The sequence below is a fragment of the Phenylobacterium montanum genome, from assembly GCF_018135625.1.
GTDB lineage: Bacteria > Pseudomonadota > Alphaproteobacteria > Caulobacterales > Caulobacteraceae > Poindextera > Poindextera montana.
Genome location: NZ_CP073078.1, coordinates 1,245,043 through 1,263,962, shown reverse-complemented (window position 1 = coordinate 1,263,962; position 18,920 = coordinate 1,245,043). Strand labels below are relative to the sequence as shown.

Below are 18,920 nucleotides of genomic sequence, written 5' to 3'. Positions count from 1 at the left end.
GCGTGCTGCTGATCCGACGTATTCACAACCTCGCCGGCGTGTTTTTCGCCCCGGCGATCCTGTTCTTCGCCTTCACCGGGGCGCTGCAGACCCTGGGGCTGCACGAGCATCGGGGGCCAGGGCCTTACCAGCCGCCGCAATGGATCAAGGTCATCGCTTCGGTGCACAAGGACCAGGTGCTGCCCAAGCCCAAGCCTGAGGCGCATGAGCATGAGCAGGCCCCGAATCCTGACGCCGACCACCACCCGGCGGGGCACGATGACGATGACGACTCCGGCCCGAACCCCTGGCCGCTGAAGATCTTCGTTCTGGGTCTGGCGATCGCCCTCGTGACCAACTCGGTGCTGGGCGTCTGGATGGCGTACCGCGCGCCGATGACACGCAGGCTGTCGATGATCCTCCTCGCCGCCGGCGCCGTCCTGCCGCCGCTGCTACTGCTGGTCTGAGGGCGGTTCCCGCTCGAAAGCAGCTGCAGGTTGCCCCTGCGTCGGCGGCTTGGGGGCGCCGCCAAAAGTATGCATGATCATTCGCACCGCCCGTCCTAGCAGGTCAGGCGACTGCCCGCCCACGGCATCGGGCGGCCATACCGATCATTTTGAATAAGACCATTTCGGGAGAGGTGATTGTGTACGATCTGATCATTCGGGGCGGTTCCATTGTCGACGGGACCGGGGCGCCGGCGTTCAAGGGCGACATCGCAATTCAGGGCGATCGGATCGTCGAGGTCGGGACCGTGACCGGCCCCGCCAAGCGCGAGATCGATGCTCAGGGCTGCATCGTCACCCCCGGCTGGGTCGACATCCACACCCACTATGACGGCCAGGCGACCTGGGACCCGCAGATGGCGCCCTCGTCCTGGCACGGCGTCACCACCGCCATCATGGGCAATTGCGGCGTCGGCTTCGCCCCCGTGCGGCCCGGCGGCCATGATTTCCTGATCGAGCTGATGGAAGGGGTGGAGGACATCCCCGGCATCGCCCTGGCCGAAGGCATCGACTGGCGTTGGGAGCACTTTCCGGAATATCTCGACGCTCTGGAGGCCATGCCGCGCACCCTCGACGTCGGCGTCCACGTGCCTCACGCTGCGGTGCGCGCCTATGTGCTGGGCGAGCGCTGCAACATCGACTATGCGCCCAACGCCGACGAGATCGCCCAGATGGCCGAACTGGTCCGCGAGGGCGTCGAGGCCGGGGCGCTGGGATTTTCCACCTCGCGCACCTTGCTGCACAAGGACATCAAGGGCGTGCATATGCCGGGCACCTTCGCCGGCTCGGACGAGATGCTGGCTCTGGGCCTCTCCATGAAGGGGCTGAGCCATGGCGTGTTCGAAATGGTCTCGGACCATCTGGGCGACGACGACGAATGGATGTGGGTCAAGGGCTTCGCCCAGGAGACCCGCCTGCCGGTGACCCTGGTGGCCACCTCGGCCGGCGCCTATCAGGGCGACAAGATGTACAACATCGCCGAGGAGGCGCGCCGCCACGGCATGGACATCCGGCCCCAGATCGCCGGTCGCCCGACCGGCGTGCTGCACGGCCTGCAGTCCAACTTCCATGTCTTCATGGGCCATCCGACCTACAAGGCCGAGATCGCCCACCTGTCGCACGAGGACAAGCTTGCGGCGATGGCCCGGGCGGACATCCGCGAAGCGATCCTCGGCGAACAGAGTCACATCAAGCAGACCCTGATGGGCGTGAAACTGGAGGACCTACTGTGGCAGGTGTTCCCGCTGGGCGAAAAGCCGGACTACGAGCCGGATCGCGAACAGAGCGTGCGGGGCCTCGCCGAAGCCGCCGGCGTCTCGCCCATGGCGATGATGTACGATCTGCTGTTGCGCGATGATGGCCGCGAGTTGTTCTACCAGCCGCTCGGCGGCTACCTCAGCTACAACTTCGACTTCTTCCGCCGCAACATGGAGCACCCGAACGTGCTGTTCGGCCTGTCGGACGGTGGAGCGCACTGCGGCGTCATCGCCGATGCGGGCATGCCGAGCTTCATCCTGATGCACTGGGCCCGCGACCGCAAAAAGGGCGAGCAATTCCCGCTCGAGTTCCTCGTGCGCAAGCTCTCCAGCGACACCGCGCGGGCCTACGGCCTGAACGATCGCGGGCGGCTGGAGCCGGGCCTCCTGGCCGACATCAACGTCATCGACTTCCACAAGCTGAGCCTGCACCGGCCGGAGGCGGTCTATGACCTGCCGGCCGGCGGCCGACGGCTTGTCCAGCGGGTCGAGGGCTATCGCTGCACCATCAAGTCCGGCCAGGTGACACTGGAGAACGGCGAGTTCACCGGCGCCCTGCCGGGCGGTCTGGTGCGTGGCGGCCGCGAAGCCAACATCCTGCAGCACGCGGCGGAGTAAGGGCCGAGCCAGGTTTCCAGCCCCGGGGCGCAATCCCCGGGGCGGACACGGCTTGCCGGCGATTCACCCGCCCGAAGCTGCGGAATAGATATTTCCTATCCAAAAGATCAAAACTTCAAATTTGCCTTATATCGGCAGGCGAATAGTCTCCCTCGCGACTTCCTGACCCACAATCGCGCGGAGAGACGAACATGGCCGAAGCTGGCAAGTGCCCGGTAGTGCATGGGGCTCGCCCCGCTGGACCTTCCGGTGGACGGACAAACAGGGACTGGTGGCCCAACCAGTTGAACCTCGGCGTCCTGCGCCAGAATTCCGCCCTGTCCAACCCGATGGACCGGGCTTTCAGTTATGCCGAGGCATTCAAGACCCTCGATCTCGCCGCGGTGAAGCGAGATCTCCATGCCCTGATGACCGACTCCCAGGACTGGTGGCCAGCCGATTTCGGCCACTACGGTCCGTTGTTCATCCGCATGGCCTGGCATAGCGCCGGCACCTACCGCACCGCCGACGGTCGAGGCGGCGCAGGCTCCGGCACGCAACGTTTCGCCCCGCTGAACAGCTGGCCGGACAACGCCAATCTGGACAAGGCGCGCCGGCTGCTCTGGCCGATCAAGCGCAAGTACGGCGACAAGATCTCCTGGGCCGACCTGATGATCCTGGCCGGCAATGTCGCTCTGGAATCCATGGGTTTCGCCACCTTCGGCTTCGGCGGCGGGCGCGAGGATGTCTGGCATCCGGAGGAGGACATCTATTGGGGCGCCGAGGACGCCTGGCTGGGCGACAAGCGCTACAGCGGCGATCGGCAGCTGGAGAACCCCCTGGCCGCTGTGCAGATGGGCCTGATCTACGTCAATCCCGAGGGGCCGAATGGAAATCCGGACCCGCTGGCCGCCGCCCGTGACATCCGCGAGACCTTCGCCCGCATGGCGATGGATGACGAGGAGACGGTGGCCCTGATCGCCGGCGGGCACAGCTTCGGCAAGACCCACGGCGCAGGCGACGCCTCGCTGGTGGGGCCTGAGCCGGAAGGCGCAGGCATCGAGGCGCAGGGCCTGGGCTGGAAGAGCAGTTTCGCGAGCGGCAAGGGCGCAGACGCCATCACCAGCGGCCTGGACGTCACCTGGACCACGACGCCGACGAAGTGGAGCAACAACTTCTTCGAGAACCTCTTCGGCTACGAATGGGAACTGACCAAGAGCCCGGCCGGTGCCCATCAATGGGTCGCCAAGGGCGCGGCGGCGAGCATTCCGGACGCCTTCGATGCAGCCAAGCGTCGCGCGCCGACCATGCTGACCACAGACCTAGCCCTGAGGTTCGACCCGGCCTACGAGAAGATATCGCGGCGCTTCTACGAGAACCCGGACCAGTTCGCCGAGGCCTTCGCCCGCGCCTGGTTCAAGCTGACCCACCGCGACATGGGCCCGCGCGCCCGCTATCTCGGGCCCGAAGTCCCGGCCGAGGAGCTGATCTGGCAGGACCCCGTTCCCGCAGTCGATCACCCGCTGATCGACACGTCCGACATCGTCGTGCTCAAGGCGCAGATCCTGGCCACAGGCCTGTCGATCTCCGAACTGGTCTCGACCGCCTGGGCCTCGGCATCCACCTTCCGCGGCTCCGACAAGCGCGGCGGGGCCAATGGCGCCCGTATTCGCCTGGAGCCCCAGAGGAGCTGGGCGGTGAACCAGCCCGAACAGCTGGACAAGGTGTTGAAAGTGCTCGATGGCGTGCGCGAGGCGTTCAACACGGCTCAATCCGGCGGCAAAGCGGTTTCGCTGGCCGACCTGATCGTGCTGGGCGGCTGTGCGGCGGTGGAGCAGGCGGCGAAGAAGGCCGGCCATGCCATCGAGGTTCCCTTCTCCCCCGGCCGGACCGACGCCTCCCAGGACCAGACGGACGTGGAGTCGTTTGCGGTGCTGGAGCCGATCGCCGACGGCTTCCGCAACTATCTGAAGGCGGACTACACGGTCTCGGCCGAGGAGCTTCTGGTCGACAAGGCCCAACTGCTGACCCTGACCGCGCCGGAGATGACGGTGCTGGTCGGCGGGCTGCGGGTTCTGGGCGCCAACGCGGGCAAGTCGCCGCATGGCGTATTCACCGATCGGCCTGGCGCGCTGACCAACGACTTCTTCGTCAACCTGCTCGACATGGGTGTAGAGTGGAAGCCGACGACGGAGGTCAAGGGCGTTTTCGAAGGGCGCGATCGGGCCGGCGGCCAGGTGAAATGGACCGGGACCCGGGTCGACCTGGTGTTCGGCTCGAACTCCGAGCTTCGCGCCCTGGCCGAGGTCTATGCGACCGACGACGCCCAGCCGAAGTTCGTGCGGGACTTCGTGGCGGCCTGGAACAAGGTGATGAACGCAGACCGCTTCGATCTTGCCTGATGCGCTGGGCGCGGCGGGAGCTCCCGCCGCGCCCAAATCATTTCCAGCCCGGATTTACCCTCCAACCTTTGCCTGCGGAAAAATGCGCAGGAAGTTGTCGGTGTAGAATTTCCGTCGCACCGCCTTGCTCCGCTCGCCCAGCGAAGCTTCGAACCGGCCGATGGGATCGCGCCCGCCCTCGATATGCGGATAGTCGCTGGAAAAGAGGTAGAGGTCAGGGTTCGACTGGTCGATGAACAGGCCGATCTCCTCGAACACGAAGGGGGTGAAGGCGAGTTGCTGGGTGATCTGCTCCGACGGCCTGCGGCTCAGCCCCTGCAGATTGGCGTCGTTGCGGCTCCAGTGCTTGACCACCCAATCGAGCCGACGCAGAAGCTCCGGAACCCAGCCGGCGCCCAGCTCGACGCTGGCGCCGCGCAGGTTCGGATGCCGCTCCAACACCCCGTCCAGCACCAGCATGGTCAGGAAGGCCTCCGGCCCCTCGTGCAGCAGGGCGATGTCCTTGGTGCGCAGGTTCTCGCCGCCGCCCAGCCAGTCCTTGGTCGGTGGCCGGCCGTTATTCATCCAGGCCTTGGCCAGCTGCAGCGGCGCGCCGCCGACGTGCAGCACGAAGGGAACGCCGCTTTCGGCCAGCCGCGCCCAGAACGGGTCCAGCTCCACATGGCCGGGCGAGCGGTCGCCGCAGGGCCGGTGCGGGACCCAGACCGCCCCCAGGCCGGTCTCCAGAGCGAAGTCCAGCTCGGCCATGGCGAGCGCCGGATCGTCCAGCGGAACCACCGCCACGCCGATCAGGCGCGGGTCGGCGGCGCAGAAGTCGGCCATGTGGCGGTTGTGGGCCCGCGCCGCGCCGTAGCGCAGGCGGTGCTCCAGCTTGGAGCTGGCCGAGAAGGGCATGGCGACGCTGTGGGTGGCGAACACCAGCTGCTTGCGAAAGCCCAGAAGGTCCATGGCGACCGTTCGGTCGGCGCGGTCGAAGGCGCCCAGGGCCTGAATCTCCTTCGACGCCGAGATCAGCCGGTCGCCCAGCGCCACCTGGGCGGCGACGTGCTCGGGGCTGTGCCGCCCGCCCTGGCCCATGATCACCGCGACCTCCTCGTCGGTGACGATCGAGGCGGCGTAGCTGACCTCCGGGATCTCATCGCGCAGGGCCGGGTCGGCGTATTTCTTGAGGAAGTCCGGCAGCTCCATGATGTGGCTGTCGGCGTCGTAGATGTCCCGGCTGGTCGGCGCGTAGGTCATGAGCTTCCTCCTGCGGCGTCCTCGTTTCCTCGATGATCGCCGATCACCGGGCCACTATTTCGCAAGATCGGCCGAGCGCCTAGCGCCATCGACGGCCACCGTCGGCGACGGCCACTGCCTGTTCCTTGATCATTTCGCGCCAAAGACTTGATCAGATTCACCTGGATGTCGGCCGTGTTTCGACTGGCGGTCGCCGGCGGCATACAATCCGGCCTCATCGGCGCCGTCTGATGGTCCGAACATCCATGCGCGTCCTCGTCATCGATCCCGATCCCGCCCGAGCGGCCCTGGTCGCCGAAGGGTTGGGCGACTTCAAGCCGCTCGAGGTCCGCACCGTGGCCAGCCTGGCCGAGGTCGAGAAGGATCTCGATCGGCTGGCGCCCGACGTGATCGTCATCGCCTGCGACAGCCCCGACCGCGACACCCTGGAAAGCCTGCGCGAGGCGACCGAGCAGAACCCGCGCCCGGTGGTGATGTTCGCCGACCGCTCGGCGCCCGGCCTGGCCCAGGCGGCGGTGGAGGCAGGGGTGGCCGCTTATGTGGTCGATGGGCTGCAGCCCGGCCGGGTCCGCTCTGTGCTGGAGGTGGCCATGAGCCGCTTCCAGCTGATGCAGCAGTTGCGGGCGGACCTGAAGAAGGCCAAGGCGGACCTCGCTTCGCGCAAGGTGATCGAGAAGGCCAAGGGCCTCCTGATGAAGGAGCGCGGAATCGAGGAAGAGGCCGCCTACGCCATCCTGCGCAAGCTGGCCATGGATACTGGCCGCCCCATCGCTGCAGTTGCCGCTGACCTCGTGGCCTTCGCCGGGGTGCTCAAGGGAGGGCCAGCATGAGCAGGCTGGAACGCCGCGAAGTGCGGCTGGGCTTCATCCCCCTGAACGACGCCGCGCCCCTGATCGCCGCGCGGGAGAAGGGCTTTTTCGCCGACGAGGGGTTGGAGGTGGCGCTATCGCGCGAAGCCTCCTGGGCCAATGTCCGCGACAAGGTGGCGGTGGGCCTCTTGGACGGAGCCCATATGCTGGGGCCGCTGCCGATCGCCTGTTCCCTGGGCCTGTCCGGCCCGTCGATCGCGATGATCGCGCCGTTCTCGCTCAATCTGAACGGCAGTGCGGTCACGGTCTCGCGCGCCCTGGCCGAGGCCATGCGCGAGACGGACCCTCAAGGCATGGCCAGCCGCCCACGCACGGCCCGGCCGCTGAAGGCGGTGATCGAAGCCCGGCGCGCGGCGGGCTTGCCGCTCCTGACCTTCGCGGTGGTGTTCCCATTCTCGATGCACAACTACGAGCTGCGATACTGGCTGGCCGAGGCGGGCGTCGACCCCGACCGGGACGTGCGCCTGGTCATCACCCCGCCGCCGCGCATGGCCGAGCGGCTTGCCTCGGGCGAGATCGACGGCTTCTGCGTCACCGCTCCCTGGAACGCCCAGGCGGTGGCGGACGGGACCGGCGAGATCATGATCTACGCCGCCGAAATCTGGCGGGTCGGGCCGGACAAGGTGTTCGGCCTGACCGCCGACTGGGCCGAGCGCCATCCCGAGACCCTGCAGGCCCTGTTGCGGGCCCTGCTCAAGGCCTCGGCCTGGTGCGACGAGCCGGCCAACCGGGCCGAACTGGGCGCGATCCTGGCCGGGGAGGCCTATCTGAACGCCTCGCCCGAGATCGTCGGCCAGTCCCTGGTCGGCTCGCCGCCCTATGCCCAGGGCGAACCGGGCGAGGCCTCGCTGGACTACGTAATCTACCATCGCTATGCGGCCAGCTTCCCCTGGCGCAGCCACGCGGTCTGGTTCCTGACCCAGATGCTGCGCTGGGGCCAGATCGGTCCCGAGGTCGATGTGGTGCGGGTCGCCGAGGCCGTCTATCGCCCGGACCTGTTCCGCATCGCCGCCGCCGCGCTCGGCGAGCCTGCGCCTCTGGTCGAGGAGAAGGTCGAGGGCGCCCACGCCGAGCCCTGGCGCCTGGACGAGGCCACCACGCCGATCCGCATGGCCCCGGACCTGTTCTTCGACGGCCGCCTGTTCGACGCCGCCCAACCGGAACGCTACGTCCGAGGCTTCGAGATCGGCCGGATCCTGACAAACTCCTGATCCCTCTGTAGGCAGATCCCGTACAGTCCAGGCTGTAGCCGCCCGTTCTTTGTGCGATGCAGCATGGAAGCGGGTGGCGCCGGTCACCGCGCCTTGCCGACCGCACCGAGGTCCCCGCCGATCGGTGTCGCGCGAGACGACGAGGTCTCGCTCAGGCTCGAGAGAGCCGCCCGGCCCATGTGGCCGGGTCCAGCACTGGACAATGACGTCCGAGCGGAGGGTCGCCTCCGCCGGGCGTCTTTTTTTTGGCCATCTCGAAGGGGATCGAGACATGACGAATAAAGCCGCCGTCACCACCATAGCCGCCGCGCTCGCGGTCGGCGGGGCAGCCGCCCATGCGGCCGATGCTCCCGTCCAGCCGCCTGCGCCGCTCGGTGTGTTCGGCGTGGACATGCCGGCCCAGGGCAAGCTGGTCCTGGGCTATGCGCCAAGCCTGACGCGGGTCCAGGGGATCAAGATCGACACCGACTGGGTCCAGCCGGCCTACATCGTCACCCATGTACCTTCGCCCTACACCCCGGTCGGCAATCACCTGCTGCGCATGGTTCCCGAGAGCCTCACGACCACAAGCCAGAGCTTCAGCCTCGCCTATGGCCTGACCCCGAACCTCGCCGTGACCGCCTCGACCGCCCTGGTGGAGAAGGACGTCGACATGACCGCCTTCAAGGGTCTCAGTGGCGTAACCCGCCTGGGCGCCAAGGTCGGCTCGACCAACGGCCTCGGCGACACCAGCCTGGCTGCGGTGGTCCGGCTGCACAGCGAAGGGGGCGAGCAGGTGAAGGCCAATTTCGGCCTGTCCCTGCCGACGGGTTCGACCACCGACACCATCTCGCTGTTGCTGCCCAACGGGACCTCGCCGTTCAAGCGCGGCTTCTACGCCATGCAGCCGGGGACCGGAACGGTCGACGCCTTGCCGGGCCTGACCTATTCGAATGTGGATGGCGCCTGGTCCTGGGGCGCGGGCTATCGCGGTCGCATCCCCCTGGACACCAACGCTCGGGGCTGGCGGTACGGGAACCTGCACGAGTTCAATGTCTGGGGCGGCTATAGCTGGGTCCCAGGCGTGGAGACTACCTTGCGTCTCAACGCCAGCACCCAGGGGGCCATCCAGGGGCATGATCCGGGCATCACCGGCTACGCCCAGGGCGCCAACCCGGCCTTCTACGGCGGCCGCCAGCTCAGCCTGTTCGCGGGCGCCATCGTCGCCGGATCCCACTTCGGCGCGCCTCATGTCCAGCTGGGAATCGAGGCCGGAGTTCCGCTCTATCAGGACCTCAACGGCCCGCAGCTGGCCCGCGACTGGCAGCTCAATTTCGCCCTTCGCTACAAGCTCTGATGGCGGTTTCGCTCATTTTGTGAGCGCCATGTTGCACTGCACACGACGAGGCCGCCTTTGAAATAGGCGGTTTGTACAGAGTGGGGCCGGCCTGGCCGGTCCCGCTTTCGCTGGCGCGAAGAGGGCTGCAGGCTGAGGGTGAAGCGGGGCAACGGCGTCTCGCAAACGGCCGAGAGGCCGACGCTGGCGAGGCAGCCGGCGGCATGACGGGACAATGGCGTCCGAGCGGGAAGATCCCCGCCCGGGCGCTTTTTTATTGGCCACTGCACTGGAGACGAGATGTCGTTGCGCGGCTTCATGAAGGCGGGACACCCGCCGACCCTGTTCTCGGCTTTCCTCTATTTCGACCTGAGTTTCATGGTCTGGGTGCTCTTGGGCCCGCTGGGCGTGGCCATCTCCAAGAGCCTGCATCTGGACCCGGCCCAGAAGGGGCTGATGGTGGCGACGCCGCTTCTGGCCGGCGCCGCCCTGCGCATCGTGTTCGGGGTGCTGGTCGACCATATCGGCCCCAAGCGGGCGGGGATCATCGGCCAGCTGGTGGTGCTGGCGGGACTAGGGTTGGCCTGGTTCCTCGGGATCAAGAGCTACGACCAGGTGCTGCTGCTGGCGGTGGTGCTGGGGGTGGCGGGCGCGTCCTTCGCCGTGGCCCTGCCGCTGGCCTCGCGCTGGTATCCGCCGGAGCATCAGGGCCTCGCCCTGGGCGTCGCCGGGGCCGGCAATTCCGGCACGGCGCTGGCGGCCCTGTTCGCGCCCAGCCTGGCCAAGGCCTATGGCTGGACCAACGTCATAGGCCTCGCCGCCATTCCGCTGGCCCTGACCCTGGCGGTCTATCTGGTCCTGGCCAAGGATGCCCCGGCGCGGCCCGCGCCCAAGCGGTTGGTCGAATATCTCGGCGTGCTGAAAGTCCCGGACTGCTGGTGGCTGATGTTCCTCTACAGCGTCACCTTCGGCGGCTTTTCCGGCCTGGCCTCGTCCCTGACCATCTATTTCAACAGCGAATATAAGCTGGACCCGGTGATCGCCGGCTTCTTCACCGCCGGCTGCGTGTTCGCCGGCTCGATGCTGCGCCCCGTCGGCGGGGCCCTGGCCGACCGCTTCGGCGGCGCGCGCACCCTGATGGCGGTCTACGCCCTGGCCGCGGTGGGCCTGGCCGTGGCGAGCTTCCACCTGGCCACCCCCTTCACCGCCCTGGCCGTGATCCTGTTCGCCATGGGCGCCCTGGGCGCCGGCAACGGCGCGGTGTTCCAGCTGGCGCCCCAGCGCTTCGCCCGGGAGATCGGGGTGATCACCGGCGTCGTCGGCGCCATGGGCGGGGTGGGGGGCTTCTACCTCGCCACCACCCTCGGCTTCGCGAAGCAGGTCACGGGCACATATCAGGCCGGCTTCCTGGGCTTCGCCGCCCTGGCCCTGGCGGCCCTCGGCGCCCTGGCGATCCTCAAAAGCCACTGGCGCGCCCGCTGGCCTCAGCTTTCCGGCGCCCAGGCCGTGCCGGTTCGGGTCTGAGGGACATGAGCATGACAAAGCAGCGCCTGGTGGTGGTCGGCAACGGCATGGCCGGTTGCCGGCTGATCGAAGAGGTCCTCAAGCGCGATGCGGACCGCTACGAGATCACCGTGTTCGGGGCCGAGCCTCGGGTGAACTACAACCGCATCATGCTCTCCCCGGTCCTGGCCGGGGAGAAGACCTTCGGCGACATCGTCATCAACGACGAGGCCTGGTACCGCGACAACGCCATCACCTTGCACGCCGGCCAGGCGGTCACCGCCATCGATCCGGCGGCCCGCACGGTCGAGGCCGAGGGCGGGCTTGTGGTCGCCTACGACCGCCTGGTGCTGGCCAACGGCTCGGACCCGGTGCGCCTGCCGCTGCCGGGCGCGGAGCTGAAGGGCGTGGTCACCTTCCGCGACATCGACGATGTCGACGCCATGCTGACAGCGGCCGAGCAGCCGGGCGCTGAAGCCGTGGTGATCGGCGGCGGGCTGCTGGGCCTTGAGGCCGCCTATGGCCTGGCCCGCCGCGGCATGAAGGCGACTGTGGTCCACCTGATGGACGTGCTGATGGAGCGGCAGTTGGACGAGGCGGCCGGCTACCTCTTGACCGAGGCCCTGCGCGAGCGCGGGGTCGAGACCGTGCTGGGCGCCCAGTCGGAAGCAATCCTGGGCGAAGGCGGCCGCGTTGCCGGTCTGAAGCTGAAGGGCGGCCGCGTCCTCCCCTGCGACCTGCTGGTGATGGCCGTCGGCATCCGCCCCAACGCCGCCCTGGCCAGGGCCGCGGGCCTGGCCGTGAACCGCGGCGTGGTGGTCGACGACCAGATGCGCGCCTCGGACCCCGCGGTGTTCGCCGTCGGCGAGTGCGCCGAGCACCGGGGCGTCGCCTACGGCCTGGTGGCCCCCATTTGGGACATGTGCCGCACCCTGGCCGATGTGCTGACCGACAAGGACGCGGCCTATGAAGGCTCGACCCTTTCGACCCGGCTGAAGGTCTCGGGCGTCGATGTCTTTTCCGCCGGCCAGTTCGCCGGCGGCGAGGGCTGCGAGGACCTGGTGTTTCGCGACGCCGGCCGCGGGGTCTACAAACGCCTGGTCCTGAAGGAAGGCCGCCTGGCCGGCGCCGTCATGTTCGGCGACGCCGCAGACGGCAATTGGTACTTCGACCTGATGCGCTCCGGCGAGCCGGTAGCCGAGATGCGCGAGACGCTGATCTTCGGCCAGGCGATCACGGAGGGCCTTCGGGGCCAGGGCCCTAGCTCGGCCGTTGCGGCGATGGCGGACACCGCCGAGATCTGCGGCTGCAACGGCGTGTGCAAGGGCGAGATCGTGGGGGCCATCACCGCCCACGGCCTGACCAACCTCGACAGCGTGCGGGCGGTGACCAAGGCCTCGGCCTCGTGCGGTTCCTGCACCCCGCTGGTCGAGCAGGTCCTGGCCCTGACCCTGGGCGACGGCTTCAAAGCCGAGACCGGGCCGAAGCCGGTCTGCAAATGCACGACCCACGGCCACGGCCTGGTCCGCCGGCGGATCGTCGAGGACGAGCTGAAGTCGATCCCCCAGGTCATGCAGGCCCTGGAGTGGAAGACCCCCGACGGCTGCCCCTCCTGCCGCCCGGCGCTGAACTACTATCTCTTGTGCGCCTGGCCCGGCGAATACCGCGACGACAAGCAGTCGCGCTTCGTCAACGAACGGGTCCACGCCAACATCCAGAAGGACGGCACCTATTCGGTGGTGCCGCGCATGTGGGGCGGGCTGACCAGCCCGGCCGAGCTGCGTGCGATCGCCGATGTGGCCGACGAGTTCGCCATTCCGACGGTCAAGGTCACCGGCGGCCAGCGCATCGATCTTCTGGGCGTGAAGAAGGACGATCTGCCCGCGGTCTGGGCCAAGTTGAACGCCGCCGGCATGGTCTCGGGCCACGCCTACGGCAAGGCGCTGCGCACCGTGAAGACCTGTGTCGGCAGCCAGTGGTGTCGCTTCGGCACCCAAGACTCCACCGGCCTGGGCGTGCGGCTGGAGAAGTTCCTGTGGGGCTCGTGGACCCCGGCCAAGGTCAAGCTTGGCGTCTCCGGCTGCCCGCGCAACTGCGCCGAGGCCACCTGCAAGGACGTGGGCGTGATCTGCGTCGACAGCGGCTACGAGATCCATATCGGCGGCGCCGCCGGTCTCGATATCCGCGGGACCGAGGTCCTGACCAAGGTCAGGACCGAGGCCGAGGCGATCGAGACCATCACCGCCGTCATCCAGCTCTATCGCGAGGAGGGCTGGTACCTGGAGCGGATCTACAAGTGGATGAACCGGGTGAGCCTGGATGAGATCAAGGCCCGCGTGGCCGACGATCTGGAAGAGCGCCGCGCCCTCTATCGCCGCTTCGCCTTCGCCCAGCGCAGCGCCCGCATCGACCCCTGGGCCCAGCGGGTCGCCGGCCGCGACAGCGATGAATTCAACCCCCTGAGCCGCCGCCTGGAGTTCGTCGACGCATGAACGCAATCGCCCCTGCGCCCGAGACCCTCTGGACCGACATCGGCGCGGTCACCGACATCCCGCGCCGCGGCGCCCGGCGGGTGCCGAGCCCGCAGGGCGACCTTGCGGTGTTCCGCACCGGCGACAACGAGGTCTACGCCCTCTACGACCGCTGCCCGCACAAGCAGGGGCCGCTGAGCCAGGGCATCGTGCATGGCCGCACCGTGGCCTGCCCGCTGCACAACTGGATCATCGACCTGGCCACCGGCCATCCCACCGGCGCCGACGCCGGCAAGGGCTGCACCCCCACGGCGCGGGTGGAGGTGCGGAGCGGGCGGATCTTCCTGGGGCTCGCGCGGTAGTGGCCGACGGCTCCGGCCCTTCCCCCATCCGCACCACCTGCCCCTACTGCGGGGTGGGGTGCGGGGTCTCGGCCCTGCCGGGGAGCGGTCGCGCCCTGGCCGTGGCGGGAGACAAGGCGCATCCGGCCAACTACGGCCGCCTGTGTTCCAAGGGGACGGCGCTCGGGGCCACGGTGGGGCTGGAGGGGCGTTTGCTGCGCCCTGAGATCGGCGGCCGGCCGGCGACGTGGGAGGCCGCGATCCGGCGGGTCGCCCAGGCCTTCAACCGAACCATCGAGCGGCATGGACCGGATTCGGTGGCCTTCTACGTCTCGGGCCAGCTTCTGACCGAGGACTACTACGCCGCCAACAAGCTGATGAAGGGCTTTATCGGCTCGGCCAATATCGACACCAATTCAAGGCTCTGCATGGCCTCGGCTGTGGCGGCGCACAAGCTGGCTTTCGGCGCCGACCTAGTCCCCGGCTGCTATGAGGACCTGGAGCTGGCCGACCTGATCGTCTTCTCCGGCCACAACGCCGCCTGGACCCATCCGGTGCTGGTGCGGCGGATGGAGCAGGCGAGGGCGCGCGGTCAGGCGTGGGTGGTGGTCGATCCCCGTCGCACCGACACCGCCGACATGGCCGACCTGCACCTGGCCATCGCGCCGCAGAGCGACGTGCGACTGTGGAACGGCCTCCTGGCCGAGCTGATCCGCCGTGGCGTGGTCGATCGGGCCTTCGTCGAAGCCCACGTCAGTGGTTTCGACGATCTGCAGAAGGCGCTCGAGGCCGACGACCAGGGACCGGCGGCGGTGACGCAGGACTGCGGGATCGCGCTGAAGGACCTGATCCGCTTCTACGACCTGTTCGCGCGCACGGAGCGCACGGTCAGCCTGTTCTCCATGGGCGCCAACCAATCGGCGCAAGGGGTGGCCAAGGGCCTCTCGATCCTCAACGCCCACCTGGTCACCGGCCGCATCGGCAAGCCAGGCGCCTGCCCGTTCTCGATCACCGGCCAGCCCAACGCGATGGGCGGGCGCGAGACCGGCGGCCTGGCCAACACCCTGGCCGCGCACATGGATTTCGACGCCGAGGCGGTGGACCGCGTCGCCCGCTTCTGGAGCGCGCCGAACACCGCGGCCAAGCCGGGCCTCAAGGCCGTCGACATGTTCGAGGCGGTGCGCGACGGCCACATCAAGGCCCTGTGGGTCATGGCCACCAACCCAGCCGTGTCGATGCCCAATTCCGGCCGGGTGCGCGAAGCCCTGGCCCGCTGCCCCTTCGTCGTGGTCTCCGACGTGATGGCCGAGACCGACACCACGGCGTTCGCCCACGTCAAACTGCCGGCCCTGGCCTGGGGCGAGAAGGACGGCACGGTGACCAATTCCGAGCGCCGCATCTCGCGCCAGCGGCCAGCCTTCCCAGCGCCCGGCGAGGCCAGGGCCGATTGGCGGATCATCGCCGAGGTTGCGACGGCCATGGGCCATGGCGAAGCCTTCGGCTGGCGCAACCCGGCGGCGGTGTTCCGCGAATACGCGCGTCTGACCGCGTTCGAAAATACCCGCCGGCCGCTGAACCTCGGGCCGCTGATCGACCTGACCCCGGCCGAGTACGACGCCCTGGCGCCGGTGCAGTGGCCGCCAACGCCGGGTGGCGGCGACACCCCGCGCCTGTTCGCCGACGGCCGCTTCGCCACGCTGGACGGCAAGGCGAAGCTGAATGTGGTCCATCCACAGGGGCCGGCGTCGGCGGCGGACGGCGCCTTTCCCTTCTCGCTGAACACGGGCCGGGTGCGCGACCACTGGCACACCATGACCCGCACGGGCCTTGCCGCCGACCTCTGCCGCCATGCGCCCGAGCCTTATGTCGCGATCCACCCAGAGGACGCGGTGGCGTTCGGGGTGGAGGAGGGCGCCCTGACCCGCCTCCGCACGGCCCAGGGCGAGGCGGTGGCCGTGGCCCGGCTGACCGATCGCCAGCGCCGGGGCGGCCTCTTCATGCCCATGCACTGGACCGACGCCTTCGCGCCGTCCGGCCGCTCCAACGGCCTAATCGGCCAGGCGGTCGACCCGCGCTCGGGCCAGCCGGAGTTCAAGCACACCCCTGCCAGGGTTTCGGCCTATCGCGAGACCTGGCTCGCCTTCTTCATCGACCGCCGCATCCAGTCGCCGCCGCGCCAGCTGGACCTGATCTGGCGGCGCACGCCCCAGGACGCCTGCCAGCTCTACGAAATCGCCGGCCGCGGCGACGATCGCGAGCGCGCCCGGCTGATCGCCGCCCTGGCGCCGGACAGCGCCGGCGAGACCCTGACCTTCACCGACCCCGGCACGGGCGCCTTCCGTCGCGCTGTGATCCTGAAGGAGCGGCTGGAGCGGCTGCTGTTCATCGCCCCGGCCGGTCTCGCCCTGCCGCCGCGCGACTGGCTGGCCAGCCTGTTCGAGCTGGAGCGCCTCGGCCAGGAAGAGCGCATGTCGCTCTTGGCCGGCCGCAAGATCGGCGCGCCGATGGACACCAGCCCGGTCGTCTGCGCCTGCCTCAAGGTGCGCGAAAGCGCGATCGTCAAGGCCGTGACCGGCGGCGCCGTCACCGTCGACGCGGTGGCCGCCGCCACCGCCGCCGGGACCAACTGCGGCTCGTGCCGCACCCAGGTCGCCGGCCTGATCGCCCGGCATGCCGTTCCAGCAGGAGATGACCGTGATGCTGCATGATCCTGCCTTGGGCGAGGTGCTGCTGGTCGGCGCCGGGCCCGGCTCGGCCGACCTTCTGACCCTGCGCGCCGCCCGCGCCATCGAGAGCGCCGGGGCCCTGCTCTACGACGCCCTGGTGCTGGACGAGGTGGTCGACCTGGCGCCCCGCGGCTGCGTGCGCATCCGCACCGGCAAGCGCGCCGGAGAGGCCAGCATGAAGCAGGAAACCATCAACCGGCTGATGCTGCGCCTGGCCCGCCGGGGCCTGAAGGTGGTGCGGCTGAAGGGCGGCGACCCGTCGGTGTTCGGCCGTTCGGGCGAGGAGCGGGCTTTCCTGGAAGCCCACGGGGTCAAGGTCGAGATCGTTCCCGGCGTCACCGCCGCCAGCGCGGCGGCGGCCCAGTTCGCCTTCCCCCTGACCCATCGCGCCGAATCCCGCCGCCTGGTCCTGGCCACCGCGCGCCTGACCGACGGCGCCCTGCAGACCGAGGGCTGGGACGGTCTCGTCTCCGCCGACACCACACTGGCGCTCTATATGGGCCGCGACGCCGCCGGCGCGGTCGCCGAACGCCTGATCGCAGAGGGCCGCTCGCCTGCGACGCCCTGCCTGATCGTCGAAGACGCCGGCCGGCCGGCCGCTCAAGCGCGCGCGGCCGATCTCGAAGCCCTGGGGGCGGCCATGGCGGATATGGGGCCAAGTGGGCCCGTGGTGGTTGTGATCGGCGCCGTGACCGCTCAGGCGAAGGCGGCTCTGTCCTACGCTTCGCCCCCCGCGCTGCGCCGGCCCGGCCTGAAATAGGCGCGCCGTTCGCCCTCGGACCTCAGCACCGCCGAGCGGACCTGGAGAAGGTTTTTGCGGGTCAGCAGGCCCATCAGTTCACCGGTCTTGGCGTCGGTCACCGGAATGCGGCCCTGGTCGGCCTCCAGCATCAGGTCGACCGCGCGGGCGACCACATCCTCGGGATGGACCACGGCCAGCCCCGAATCCGAGACCCGTTCGCCCAAGGTCTCGCCCTCGTGCCCGCCTTCGACCTTCCAACGCAGGGCGTCGGCGCGCGAGACCAGGCCCACGGGCCGCTGCCGGCCATCGACTACCGGATAGACGCGGTGCTCACCGCTCTCCAGCACCGCCACGGCTGCAGGCACCGACAGGTGGGCGTCCAGGGCGTCGACCGGGGTGATCATCATCTCGGCGACCCGGGTCAACTCGTAGGGGTCGATTCCATATTCGCGGGTGATATGTTGGCCGCGGCGGGCGATCTTCTCGGTCAGGATCGAGCGCTTCAGCAGCAGCACCGTGACCATGTAGGCCGCCGCCGTCGCCGCCAAGAGCGGAGCCAGCATGCGCACATCTCCGGTCAGTTCTACAGCGAAGGCCGCGCCCATCAGGGGCGAGCGCATGGTTCCGCCCATCATCGCCGCCATGCCCAGAAGCGCCCAGAAGCCGGGTGATCCCGGCAGGGTCAGCCCGACCAGCCAGCCCATGGCCCCACCCAGGATCAGCAGCGGCGCCAGCACCCCGCCGGAGGTGCCGGACGACAGCGCCACCAGCCACACCACCGCCTTGACCAGGAGGATCGCGACCACAGCCTGCACCAGCAAATGGCCGTTCAAAAGGTCGCCGATCACGTCGTAGCCGACGCCCAGCGCCCGCGGCTCGACGAGGCCGCCCAGGCCGACCACGATTCCGCCGAGGGCCGGCCACCACATCCAGTGGATCGGCAGGCGCTCGAAGGCGTCCTCCAGGCCATAGAGCAGCTTGGTCAGCAGGCCCGACTGCAGTCCGGCGGCGACACCGAGCCCCGCGCAGGCGATCAGGCCCCACCAGGGAAGCTGTGGGTCGCCCGAGAACGGGAACAGCGGCGCCGGCCCGAACAGCATCGGCCGCCAGGAGATCGCCGTGACCGCCGCCGCCGCGACCGGGATGAAGCTCCTGGGGCGCCATTCGAACAACAGCAATTCGACCGCCAGCAGGACCGCGGCCACCGGCGTGCCGAAGATGCCGGTCATGCCGGCCGCCGCGCCGGCGACCAGGAGGGTCTTCCGTTCTGCCGCGCTTAAGTGAAAGAACTGGGCGAACAGCGAGCCGATCGCGCCGCCGGTCATGATGATCGGCCCCTCGGCGCCGAAAGGCCCGCCGCTGCCGATGGAGATGGCCGAGGATATGGGCTTCAGCACCGCTACCTTGGGCGACATGCGGCTGCCGCCGATCAGGATCGCCTCGATCGCCTCGGGGATGCCGTGGCCGCGGATCTTTTCCGAGCCGAACCGCGCCATCAGCCCGATGACGAGGCCGCCCAGGGCTGGCGCGGCCACCATCCACGGCCCGCGGTGGGCTCCAGCCAGGGAGCGCGAAACCAGGTCAGCCCGCCCGAACCAGATGAGGTTGGTGACGAGGGCGATCAGCTTGATGAGCACGATGGCTGCAAACGCCCCGCCAGTCCCGACCAGCAGCGCCATCGCTGTCAGCATCAGGAGTCGACGGTCGGCGGTGAAGTCGGCCAGGATCCTGGGCTGGGGGGCGGATCGATTCATTTCGGCGGT

The 18,920-nt window shown here is 69.0% G+C and carries 13 protein-coding genes; 11 read left to right on the top strand and 2 right to left on the bottom strand.

Annotated elements, in window-relative coordinates:
* The first annotated feature begins 2 nt into the window (after nt 1-2).
* The 3 genes from KCG34_RS05605 to katG all read left to right on the top strand — a co-directional run bounded on the left by KCG34_RS05605 (nt 3) and on the right by katG (nt 4,740).
* Nucleotides 3-446: a hypothetical protein gene (locus KCG34_RS05605; RefSeq protein WP_211939408.1), complete on the top strand. Its 444-nt coding sequence runs from the start codon at nt 3-5 to the stop codon at nt 444-446.
* Nucleotides 447-625: 179 nt separating this feature from the next.
* Nucleotides 626-2,359: an N-acyl-D-amino-acid deacylase family protein gene (locus KCG34_RS05600; RefSeq protein WP_211939407.1), complete on the top strand. Its 1,734-nt coding sequence runs from the start codon at nt 626-628 to the stop codon at nt 2,357-2,359.
* 191 nt (nt 2,360-2,550) lie between these two features.
* Nucleotides 2,551-4,740 (top strand): catalase/peroxidase HPI, encoded by a 2,190-nt coding sequence (katG, locus tag KCG34_RS05595; RefSeq protein WP_211939406.1) that lies wholly within the window; start codon nt 2,551-2,553, stop codon nt 4,738-4,740.
* 54 nt (nt 4,741-4,794) lie between these two features.
* On the opposite strand, the gene KCG34_RS05590 is transcribed toward katG, so the two are convergent.
* A complete protein-coding gene (locus KCG34_RS05590; RefSeq protein ID WP_211939405.1) occupies nt 4,795-5,979 on the bottom strand; it encodes an amidohydrolase family protein in 1,185 nt (394 codons plus the stop codon).
* A gap of 245 nt (nt 5,980-6,224) precedes the next feature.
* Here KCG34_RS05590 and KCG34_RS05585 point away from each other — a divergent pair, with 245 nt between their 5' ends.
* The 8 genes from KCG34_RS05585 to cobA all read left to right on the top strand — a co-directional run bounded on the left by KCG34_RS05585 (nt 6,225) and on the right by cobA (nt 17,175).
* A complete protein-coding gene (locus KCG34_RS05585; RefSeq protein WP_211939404.1) occupies nt 6,225-6,809 on the top strand; it encodes an ANTAR domain-containing response regulator in 585 nt (194 codons plus the stop codon).
* Nucleotides 6,806-8,059, top strand: a complete 1,254-nt coding sequence (locus KCG34_RS05580; protein ID WP_211939403.1) for a CmpA/NrtA family ABC transporter substrate-binding protein — start codon at nt 6,806-6,808, stop codon at nt 8,057-8,059. Before KCG34_RS05585 ends, KCG34_RS05580 begins: the two co-directional genes overlap by 4 nt.
* Before the next feature lie 271 nt (nt 8,060-8,330).
* Nucleotides 8,331-9,395 carry a hypothetical protein gene (locus tag KCG34_RS05575; RefSeq protein ID WP_211939402.1) on the top strand — a complete coding sequence of 355 codons (1,065 nt, stop codon included), beginning with the start codon at nt 8,331-8,333 and terminating at the stop codon, nt 9,393-9,395.
* 279 nt (nt 9,396-9,674) lie between these two features.
* On the top strand, nt 9,675-10,898 hold the full coding sequence (locus KCG34_RS05570) for a nitrate/nitrite transporter (protein WP_211939401.1): 1,224 nt from the start codon (nt 9,675-9,677) through the stop codon (nt 10,896-10,898).
* Nucleotides 10,899-10,909: 11 nt separating this feature from the next.
* Complete coding sequence (gene nirB / locus KCG34_RS05565) at nt 10,910-13,369, top strand: nitrite reductase large subunit NirB (RefSeq protein ID WP_376788212.1); 2,460 nt, start codon at nt 10,910-10,912, stop codon at nt 13,367-13,369.
* On the top strand, nt 13,366-13,710 hold the full coding sequence (gene nirD, locus KCG34_RS05560; RefSeq protein WP_211939399.1) for a nitrite reductase small subunit NirD: 345 nt from the start codon (nt 13,366-13,368) through the stop codon (nt 13,708-13,710). Before nirB ends, nirD begins: the two co-directional genes overlap by 4 nt.
* Entirely contained in the window at nt 13,710-16,397 is a 2,688-nt protein-coding gene (locus tag KCG34_RS05555) for a molybdopterin oxidoreductase family protein (RefSeq protein WP_211939398.1), read from the top strand. The genes nirD and KCG34_RS05555 overlap by 1 nt, the downstream gene beginning before the upstream one ends.
* A complete protein-coding gene (gene cobA / locus KCG34_RS05550) occupies nt 16,360-17,175 on the top strand; it encodes a uroporphyrinogen-III C-methyltransferase (protein WP_249138231.1) in 816 nt (271 codons plus the stop codon). Before KCG34_RS05555 ends, cobA begins: the two co-directional genes overlap by 38 nt.
* Here the strand turns inward: cobA and KCG34_RS05545 are convergent.
* On the bottom strand, nt 17,133-18,911 hold the full coding sequence (locus KCG34_RS05545; protein WP_211939397.1) for a chloride channel protein: 1,779 nt from the start codon (nt 18,909-18,911) through the stop codon (nt 17,133-17,135). The two genes, cobA and KCG34_RS05545, sit on opposite strands and share 43 nt — an antisense overlap.
* Between the last annotated feature and the right edge of the window lie 9 nt (nt 18,912-18,920).